We start from the raw sequence: 8605 nt of genomic DNA, 5'->3' as shown, positions 1-8605 counted from the left end.
AGGGACAAGATCAGCCCGGACGGGCGGAAGGAGCGGCGGTATGGAAAAAATAACTGTAAACGCGGTGGGCGAGGAGTGCCCCATTCCGGTGGTGAAGGCCACAAAGGCGCTGGGATCCATGAAAGAAGCTGGAACTTTGGAGATTCTGGTGAACAACGACGTGGCGGTGCAGAATCTGCGCCGCATGGCGGCGAGGTATCATTTTTCTATGCGCGTGGAGTCACGAGGGGACGGCGTTTCCGCAGTGGAGATGGACGTAACCGGTCCGGTTTCTCCCATTTCGCTGGAGACCACGGGAGATCTGTGCGGTCTGCCCTCCACAGGAAACGTTGTGGTGGCGGTGGATACGGATGTGATGGGCCGGGGCAGCGAAGAGCTTGGAAAAACGCTGATGAAGGGCTTTTTGTTTGCGGTGAGCCAGCTTCCCAGTCTTCCCAAAACCGTCTTGTTCTATAACGGAGGCGCACAACTGACCTGCCGGGGATCTGCCTCGCTGGAGGACATCAAGGCGCTGGCGGCTAAGGGCGTGGACATCCGCACCTGCGGCACCTGCCTGAATTTCTACGGACTGACGGATAAGTTGGAAGTGGGCAACGTCACGAATATGTACGAGATTGTGGAGTCGCTGGCACAGGCGGGAAAAGTGATTAAGCCGTGATTTATCTGGACAACGCGGCGACCACTCGGCCTAAACCTCCAGCGGTGGGACAAGCGGTTCTGACCGCGCTGGGGGAGTTTGGCAACAGTGGCCGGGGTGCTCATGGCGAGGCATTGACCGCCGCCCGGGCAATTTACGACGCACGTGAAACGCTGACAGCCCTGTTTGGCTGCGCGGGACCCGAACGCGTTTGCTTTGCCCCCAACTCCACTGAGGCGCTGAACGCGGCAATTGCCGGACTATTCGGCCCCGGTGACCATGTGATTTCCACGGACTGGGAGCACAACTCCGTCCTTCGGCCCCTTTACCGACTTCGGGCGCAGGGGGGCGAGGTGGACTTTGTTCCCGCTGACGATGGGGGTGGGATCAATTATGCCGATTTCGAAAAGTTACATAAGCCCAACACCCGCGGGGTGGTCTGCACACATGCTTCCAACCTTACCGGCGATTTGCTGGACCTCGACCGGGTAAGCATGTTTTGCCGCGCCCATGGACTATTGCTTATTCTGGACGCATCCCAGACGGCGGGCCTTTTTCCAATTGATATGGAGGCTCAGGGAATTGCTGCGGTGTGCTTCACCGGACACAAGGGACTCTATGGCCCGCAGGGGACGGGCGGACTATGCGTGGGAACGGGCGTGGAAATTCGGCCGTTCAAGGTGGGTGGCACGGGAGTGCAGAGTTTTTCCGAAATGCAGCCTCAGGAATATCCCACCCGAATGGAAGCGGGGACACTGAACGGCCACGGCATCGCGGGGCTGAGTGCGGCGCTGGACTGGCTGAATGAAACAGGGGTCGAGAAAGTCCGTGCCCACGACCTTGCCCTTGCCCGCCGGTTTTACGAGCGGATTGCAGAGCTTCCTGGCGTGCGAGTCTACGGCGATTTCTGGGCGGAGAGCCGCGCCCCCATTGTTTCGCTGAATTTGGGAGAACGGGACAGCGCCTTGGTGGCGGACGAGCTGGAGCAGCGTTTCCAGATTGCCACCCGGCCCGGCGCTCACTGCGCACCCCGGCTTCACAGGGCGCTGGGGACGGAACAGCAGGGCGCAGTGCGGTTTTCCTTCGGGTTTTTTAATACTGCTTCGGAGGTGGATCAGGCGGCGGCCGCTGTGCGGACGCTGGCGGAGGAACTGTGATGGCGGAATCGGTGTGCATTATCACCTTCCCCACCACCGTTGGAGTGATGGCCATGGAAAAGGCCTGCCGGGAAGAAGGTCTGCCAGGGCGGCTGATTCCGGTGCCCCGCAGCGTCACCGCCGGGTGCGGTATGTGCTGGATGGCCCCGGCCCACAGTCGGGAAGCGCTGGAGGAGCTGGTGATTCGGCGGAGGATTCAGATTGATGGAATTTACGACATGATCCCGCCTCGATAGACCCGCGTTGGCCCCTGAGGCCCAACAGATTTGGCCGACTGGCAAAGATGGAAGCTGGCCTTTGGGCAGGGTGAAGAAATGGAGCTTGAATATGACCGGAAAATGCGAAGAATGCGTCCACCTGAATTATGATGAGGAAGTGGACACTGACTTTTGCAGCATGGATTTGGATGAAGATGAAATGGAGCGATTTCTCCGTTCCGATGCGGCGAGTTGCCCTTTTTACCGCCGGGGCGGCGATTATGAGACCGCACGAAGACAGTGAATGCACGTTAGGACATACGGTGGGGCAGACAAAGACACTGCTCCGCCCTGTTGCGTTGCGGACGCTTTCCGCCGGCGGGGCATATACTGGGTCAGGGCTGGGCGAGGCCCCGAAAAGTCACTGGCTTTTCGGTTTCCGGGGACCGCGGTCAGGGGTTCCCGTGATAAAGGCGGGCGCGGGGCGGATGCGGGAATGCTCCGATCTGGAGAACCCGAAAAGGTCAGCCCCGCCGCACCGCCAGCAGTTTCAACGGCCTTATCCGGCTCTGGGCAATTCTTCGCGTGGCTGCGAGAGATCCGCGCGTTCGTGAGTATTTTATGGTTGCGCAACAAAAGATAGCATTATACAATTAAAGATATAAAATCATTATAAAAACGCGGAGACGCCGATACGAAAGAGAGGACCTGACATGGATTTTGCACAGTTGGGAAAAGCGCGCTATTCCCTGCGGAAGTTCAGCGACCGCCCTGTGGAACAGGAGAAGCTGGACCTGGTGCTGGAGGCCGCCCGCAGCGCCCCCACCGCCCACAACAAGCAGCCTCAGCGCATCTTCGTTTTGAAGAGCGAGGAAGCACTGGCAAAGGCCGATGCTTGCGCCGACAGCCATTTCCACCCCCCGCTGATGCTGGTGGTGGCCTATGAGGCGCAAAAGGCGTGGGTCCGGGAGGGAGACGGCAAGAACCACGGCGAGATTGACGCGGCCATTGTCGCCACCCAGATGATGCTTCAGGCTGCGGACTTGGGGCTTGGCACCACGTATGTGGGGATGTTTGACCCTTCGGCGCTGGCGGAGCGGTTCCCCGAGATGGCGGGCTGCACACCCGTAGCGCTTCTGCCCATGGGCTATCCGGCAGAAGGTGCTCATCCTGCCCGCCTGCACGAGGACCGTAAGCCTATAGAGGAGTTTGTCACCTTTCTGTAAAGCAAAAGCAGTCTTGCGGATATCCGCAAGACTGCTTTTTTATATTTAATTATCTGCGCCGTCCCCGGTAGCCGCGGGCGCGGCGGGAGGGCTTTCCATAACGATAGCGCCTACGCCCCAGAGTAAGCTTCCAGCCGATTCCCAGAAGAACCAGAATGCCAAGAACAATCAGCGCTGCCTTGACGGCCATGCGACTGAAAAACTGCTGCACATTAAACCAGAACTTGAGAAGCTTGGAGGCCTCTACATTGTTCAACGCCACCAGAGGTACGGTGGCGTATACCGTGCCGTCCAGAGACAGCTCTACGGTGCCAAGTTCTTGCCCTGCGGTGACAGGGGCGTTTACAGATTCAGGGAGGTCCAGCTTCCGATCCAACTCCTCGGACTTAACGTGGTTGGGCAGGAGCAGCTCCACCCGGTCAGCGGGATGAACGGCCACGCTGTCGATTTTACTGAGATCTACTTTAACGTCTGCCAGCATATCCAGATCGGAGAGGACCGTTTGCATAGAGAAGTTGCTAAAGCCCCACTCAAACAGACGCCGGGTTTCGGAGAAGCTCCTCACGTCGGCCACACCGTCGGCCCCCACCACCCGATCCGCGCCCAAAACAACACTGATAAGGGTGCGGCTCCCCTTGGTGGCGGAGGAGACAAGGCAATGCCCCGCATCAGAGGTGGAGCCGGTTTTGATCCCGTGGGCGTCGGAGTACATATAGCCGATGGCTCGCCAGTTGGAAAGAAGATAGTTGGTGGTGCGAAGGCGGCGGACGGGAGAGAGGTTGGTGGCGGGAATTTCCGCCACGCCCATGTCACAGATGGCCATAAATTCCGGATATTTCATGGCTTCCAACGTAATGAGGTACAAATCCCAAGCGGAGGTGTAATGCTGAGAGTTATGCAGACCGTTGGGATTTGCAAAGTGAGTATTCTTACAGCCAAGGACTTTCGCCTTGGCATTCATGGCGTCCACAAAAGCGTCCACGCTGCCGCTGACCGTCTCAGCCAGCACATCGCAGGCCTCATTGGCTGAAACCACCAGCATACACTTGAGGTAATTCTCCACGCTCATGGTTTCCCCCACCTGAATCCCGGCGGAGCTGCCGTCGGAGGCAAGGCCGGTCAGCGCGGAGGCGGAGGCGGTAAGCTCCTGATCCAACGAAAGTTTGCCTTGATCAATTGCCTCCAGCGTCAGCAGCGCGGTCATTATTTTCGTCAGGCTGGCGGGGTACAGCTCGGCGTGCGCATTTTTCTGATAGAGGATGGAGCCGGTTTCACTGTCCACCAACAGTGCGGCCTTGGCCGTGATAGTCGGATCGGGCACAGGCACGATTTCATCCGCGGCGGCGGGAACGACGGAAAAGCCCGCCACCGTGATCAGCAGTAAAAAAGCAGAGAGGAAGCGTTTGATTTTCATGTGACAATCTCCAATAATCTGTGGTATAATAGCCGCAAAGCGGCAATTATACTTAATTTGAGCCATTTTGCTTCCGTTTTTCCAACAGCCGCAACTATGGCGTGTAATTTGATTTGGGCACTGCCTTCGCGATGCCCCGGTTCTGAAAGAGAGCGATGTGGGCGACTGCGTGCGTATCTATGTATCTTACAACGCACGGTTAGTATCCGAAAATAGCCGTACCGATTCCACATTCTTTGCCAGTATAACAAACTTTTCGGGGGAGTTCAACCGTGACAGGAGAAATTCGACCTACAAGAACAGAGAAAATTCTGCTAATTTTGACAGCGTTGTTTTTTTGCTTTCTACTGGCTCTGCTGCTGCACGCCCGGAGCGCCGGAGCGGAGGGGCGCTACACGGTAAGTACGGAGATAACTGCCTCGGCTTCCGAACTGTTGCCTGAGGAGGAGATGGAAACGGGGCCCGTCAACATCAACACCGCCGGTCGGGAAGAGCTGGCCACCCTGCCGGGAATCGGCGAAAAGCTGGCGGAGCGCATCGTTGCATATCGAGAGAAACACGGGCACTTTGAGACGGTGGAGGCGTTGATGAACGTCAGCGGAATCGGCGAGGGCAAGCTTGCCACGCTGCGGGAGTATATAAGTATTGGATAAATGAAAAGGAGCGCTGAGGTTTGAAGATTTTGGTGGTGGACGACGAACAACTATTGGTGAAGGGCATGAAATTTAACTTGGAAAACGAGGGCTATGAAGTGGAGTGCGCCTATGATGGGGCTACCGCCGTATCTCTTGCCCGGAGCGAGCGCTTCGATCTGGTGATTCTGGACGTGATGATGCCGGAGCTGGACGGGATTGAGGCCTGCATGCGCATCCGGGAGTTTTCCAACGTGCCGGTCATCATGCTGACGGCCAAGAGCGAGGATGCGGACAAGCTGATGGGTTTTGAATCCGGGGCGGACGACTATCTTACAAAGCCATTTAACATTATGGAGCTGAAGGCCCGGGTACGGGCGCTGCTGCGCCGGGCGGGAGGGACGCAGCGAGCGCAAGGCAGCGTGATTACCGCCGGGGGACTGTCTTTGGATACGGAGCAGCGGGTGGCCATTCGGGACGGGAAAACCGTGGAACTGACGGCCAAGGAATACGATCTTATCGAGCTTTTAATGCGCAATCCCCGGCGGGTATACAGCCGGGAGAACCTGATGAACGTGGTCTGGGGCTATTCCTATGGCGGAGACTATCGGACGGTGGACGTTCATATCCGTCGTCTGCGGGAGAAGCTGGAGAAAAATTCGGCGGAACCGGAGCTTATCCTGACAAAGTGGGGGGTTGGCTACTATTTCAAGGGCTGAGGAAAAAGAGCGGCCGCGGGTTCGCGGCAGCCTTCAGATAAAATTCGGGCTGAGCTATATTCTCCTCATTGCGGCGGTATTGGTGTTGCTGAACACCTATCCGCTGATCGTGTCAGAGGATCTTGCGTTTCGCTCCAAGGCGGCCGCCATGGAAAACAGCGTGTCTGTGATGGTGTCTGCGCTTGCGAATTTGGAAAGTCTGACGGAGGAGAATGTCTCCGCTGCGATGACGCTGGTGGCCGCCGCCGACATGAGCCGGATTCTTGTCACCGATGCGGCGGGAAAAGTGCTCTACGACACCAGAGAGTCCGACGGGGCGGTGGGGGACTATGCGCTGTATACCGAGGTGGTGCAGGCGCTTTTAGGGAACGACGCGTTTACCGCCAGCTATCGCAGCGGCGCGTTTCGCAGCAGGGCGGCTGCGCCGGTGCTGTATCAAAACCGCATTATCGGCGCGGTGTATGCCTATGAGTACGATGTGGGGCAGGCGGCGCTGCTACGGGGTTTTCAGAGCAACATCCGGAATCTGTCCATCATCGTTGCCGCCATGGTGTTGGTGGTGTCCTTTATCTTGTCCCGGGCGCTGACTGGGAAAATCAGCGAGCTGCTCTCTGCCATCCGACAGGTGCGGGCGGGAGCTTACAGCCACCGGGCGGCCGTCCGGGGCCACGACGAGATTGCCCAGATCGGCGACGAGTTTAACCGATTGACTGATCGGCTTCAAACCACGGAGGACGTTCGACGGCGCTTTGTATCCGATGCGTCCCACGAACTGAAAACGCCGCTGGCCGCCATCCGGCTGCTGACGGATTCCATTTTGCAGACAGAAAATATCGACCCCGCCACCGCACGGGAGTTTGTGGCGGACATCGGGCGGGAGGCGGACCGTCTCAGTCGCATCAGCGAGGATTTGCTTCGCCTGACCCGTTTGGATGGAGGGACGGTTCCGACGCCGTCGGAAGTGGATGTGGCGCCGGTGCTGGAGCAGGTGCTGCGGATGATGGAGCTGGTGGCGGAGGAGCGAGGGATTGCGCTTCACTGTGACGCTGCGGAACACTGCCGAGTGCTTGCCACAAAGGATGAGCTGCATCAGGTGCTTTACAATCTTGTGGATAACGCGGTGAAGTATTCCCACGACGGAGGACAGGTCCGGATTTCCTTGCGCCGGGAGGGAGGACAGGCTGTTTTGACAGTGGCAGATGACGGTGTGGGGATTCCCGAGGAGGACCTGCCCCGAATTTTCCAGCGCTTCTACCGGGTCGACAAGGCCCGCTCACGGGCTGCGGGCGGCACGGGGCTGGGGTTGTCCATTGTACAGGACACCGTGAAAAACCGTGGCGGGTCTGTGGAGGCGGCAAACCGGACGAAGGGCGGTGCAGTATTCACCGTCCACTGGCCACGGGTGGAGGAAGGAGGCGATGGAGAATGAAATTTCGTGGATTCTTGCTATTTTGCGCCGTGGCTCTTTTGCCGGGATGTGTTTATGCAACGCGCCAAACGCAGGGAGCGGATACGGAGAGCTATACATTATATTATATGGCAAAGAATTTGCGATCCGCTGCCGGAGGCGATGCGGTTCAGTCCGAGCCGGTGCTGCTGGAGGGGCTTCAGGAATTGGATACCCGCGCCGTGGCGGAGAAGTTGACGGAAGTACTTCTTGTGGGTCCCAATAGCGAAGAATTGAAAAGCCCCTTTCCCGGAGGGACGCAGCTCCTCTCCGCGTCGCTGGACAACGGGCATATTACGGTTGACCTCTCCTATCCGTACAGTACATTGTCCGGTGTGGCACTGACCATCGCGGATTACTGCATCACTTTGACCTTGACGCAGCTTCCGGAGATTCGATCCGTCTCCGTCACGGTTCGGGGGCAGGAGCTAGCCTATCGGAATCAGCAGTATTTTACCGGTGGAGATCTGCTTTTGAGCAGCATGGAGGACGTGGTGAGCACCGTGCCAGTGACGCTGTGGTTTTTGAACGAGGCCGGAGAACTTGTGGGTGTTCAGGACCGACTGGATCTCTACGAGGGGGATACCCAGCTTTCCGCCCTGGTGGCAGCGCTGGAGGCCGGGCCCACAGAACGGGGTTTGATCTCCGCCATGCCGGAAGGCTTTACGGTACTGACCACCCAGCTCAGCGACGGCGTGTGCTACGTCAATCTCTCTGCTACCCTTCTTTCCGCTTTACCCGAAAATGCGGACCTGCAAACTGCGCTGGACGCGTTAGCCCTATCCTTGACCTCTTTGGATGCAGTGCAGCAAGTGCGGTATCTAATGGACGGCGAGCCGGCCATCACCTTCGGCTCTGCTTCCATTGCGCAGACCTATCCAAGGGAGGACTAAATAAGGAGGCGGCCCTGGTACAACAATTTTGCGCCGGGACCGCCGCCTTTTTGGTGTGAAAAAGGGACATGACTGACAAATTAGACAGTGGACAACGAGGTATAAGGAGGGGACATAGTAAATATGAGCAAAAGTGAAAAAATGGTCGAAAAAGGGTTGACAATGAGGGCACATACTGGTATCCTAACAAAGCTGTCCGCGAGGGCAGCAGGGAACTTGAAAAGAGCAGTCAGGAACTTGAAAAAAGTACTTGACAAACTATGGGAAACTGTGGTAATCTAAT

General features: G+C 57.6%; 11 protein-coding genes. 10 read left to right on the top strand and 1 reads right to left on the bottom strand.

The features are described from left to right. The first annotated feature begins 40 nt into the window (after nucleotides 1–40). From yedF to RT018_RS15285, 5 genes are all read left to right on the top strand, one after another. Nucleotides 41–658: a sulfurtransferase-like selenium metabolism protein YedF gene (yedF, locus tag RT018_RS15305; protein WP_312943180.1), complete on the top strand. Its 618-nt coding sequence runs from the start codon at nucleotides 41–43 to the stop codon at nucleotides 656–658. Beyond that, complete coding sequence (locus tag RT018_RS15300) at nucleotides 655–1794, top strand: aminotransferase class V-fold PLP-dependent enzyme (protein ID WP_312943179.1); 1140 nt, start codon at nucleotides 655–657, stop codon at nucleotides 1792–1794. Before yedF ends, RT018_RS15300 begins: the two co-directional genes overlap by 4 nt. After that, entirely contained in the window at nucleotides 1794–2030 is a 237-nt protein-coding gene (locus tag RT018_RS15295; protein WP_312943178.1) for a DUF3343 domain-containing protein, read from the top strand. Before RT018_RS15300 ends, RT018_RS15295 begins: the two co-directional genes overlap by 1 nt. Before the next feature lie 91 nt (nucleotides 2031–2121). After that, complete coding sequence (locus RT018_RS15290; protein ID WP_312943177.1) at nucleotides 2122–2295, top strand: DUF6472 family protein; 174 nt, start codon at nucleotides 2122–2124, stop codon at nucleotides 2293–2295. A gap of 409 nt (nucleotides 2296–2704) precedes the next feature. Further along, nucleotides 2705–3217 (top strand): nitroreductase family protein, encoded by a 513-nt coding sequence (locus RT018_RS15285; RefSeq protein WP_312943176.1) that lies wholly within the window; start codon nucleotides 2705–2707, stop codon nucleotides 3215–3217. Nucleotides 3218–3266: 49 nt separating this feature from the next. On the opposite strand, the gene RT018_RS15280 is transcribed toward RT018_RS15285, so the two are convergent. Then, nucleotides 3267–4631, bottom strand: coding sequence for a D-alanyl-D-alanine carboxypeptidase family protein (locus RT018_RS15280; protein WP_312943175.1), 1365 nt, complete (start codon nucleotides 4629–4631; stop codon nucleotides 3267–3269). 272 nt (nucleotides 4632–4903) lie between these two features. Here RT018_RS15280 and RT018_RS15275 point away from each other — a divergent pair, with 272 nt between their 5' ends. From RT018_RS15275 to RT018_RS15255, 5 genes are all read left to right on the top strand, one after another. Next, entirely contained in the window at nucleotides 4904–5284 is a 381-nt protein-coding gene (locus RT018_RS15275) for a ComEA family DNA-binding protein (RefSeq protein ID WP_312943174.1), read from the top strand. Between the two features lie 20 nt (nucleotides 5285–5304). After that, the gene (locus tag RT018_RS15270) at nucleotides 5305–5982 is read left to right on the top strand and encodes a response regulator transcription factor (protein ID WP_312943173.1); all 678 of its coding nucleotides are present in this window, start codon (nucleotides 5305–5307) and stop codon (nucleotides 5980–5982) included. Continuing rightward, nucleotides 5960–7411 carry a HAMP domain-containing sensor histidine kinase gene (locus RT018_RS15265; RefSeq protein WP_312943172.1) on the top strand — a complete coding sequence of 484 codons (1452 nt, stop codon included), beginning with the start codon at nucleotides 5960–5962 and terminating at the stop codon, nucleotides 7409–7411. The genes RT018_RS15270 and RT018_RS15265 overlap by 23 nt, the downstream gene beginning before the upstream one ends. Then, nucleotides 7408–8322 (top strand): GerMN domain-containing protein, encoded by a 915-nt coding sequence (locus RT018_RS15260; RefSeq protein WP_312943171.1) that lies wholly within the window; start codon nucleotides 7408–7410, stop codon nucleotides 8320–8322. Before RT018_RS15265 ends, RT018_RS15260 begins: the two co-directional genes overlap by 4 nt. A gap of 123 nt (nucleotides 8323–8445) precedes the next feature. After that, nucleotides 8446–8604: a hypothetical protein gene (locus RT018_RS15255; protein ID WP_312943170.1), complete on the top strand. Its 159-nt coding sequence runs from the start codon at nucleotides 8446–8448 to the stop codon at nucleotides 8602–8604. The last annotated feature ends 1 nt before the right edge of the window (nucleotide 8605 follow it).

Origin of the sequence: Oscillibacter sp. (assembly GCF_032060045.1) — a bacterium.
Classification (GTDB): Bacteria; Bacillota; Clostridia; order Oscillospirales; family Oscillospiraceae; genus Oscillibacter.
This window is presented reverse-complemented; position numbering and strand designations above follow the sequence as displayed.

Bases quoted from the DNA above. Each gene is read 5' to 3' on its own strand.
- RT018_RS15255 (WP_312943170.1), top strand. From the start codon at position 8,446: ATGAGCAAAAGTGAAAAAATGGTCGAAAAAGGGTTGACAATGAGGGCA.
- RT018_RS15285 (WP_312943176.1), top strand. From the start codon at position 2,705: ATGGATTTTGCACAGTTGGGAAAAGCGCGCTATTCCCTGCGGAAGTTC.
- RT018_RS15280 (WP_312943175.1), bottom strand. From the start codon at position 4,631: ATGAAAATCAAACGCTTCCTCTCTGCTTTTTTACTGCTGATCACGGTG.
- RT018_RS15295 (WP_312943178.1), top strand. From the start codon at position 1,794: ATGGCGGAATCGGTGTGCATTATCACCTTCCCCACCACCGTTGGAGTG.
- yedF (WP_312943180.1), top strand. From the start codon at position 41: ATGGAAAAAATAACTGTAAACGCGGTGGGCGAGGAGTGCCCCATTCCG.
- RT018_RS15260 (WP_312943171.1), top strand. From the start codon at position 7,408: ATGAAATTTCGTGGATTCTTGCTATTTTGCGCCGTGGCTCTTTTGCCG.
- RT018_RS15290 (WP_312943177.1), top strand. From the start codon at position 2,122: ATGACCGGAAAATGCGAAGAATGCGTCCACCTGAATTATGATGAGGAA.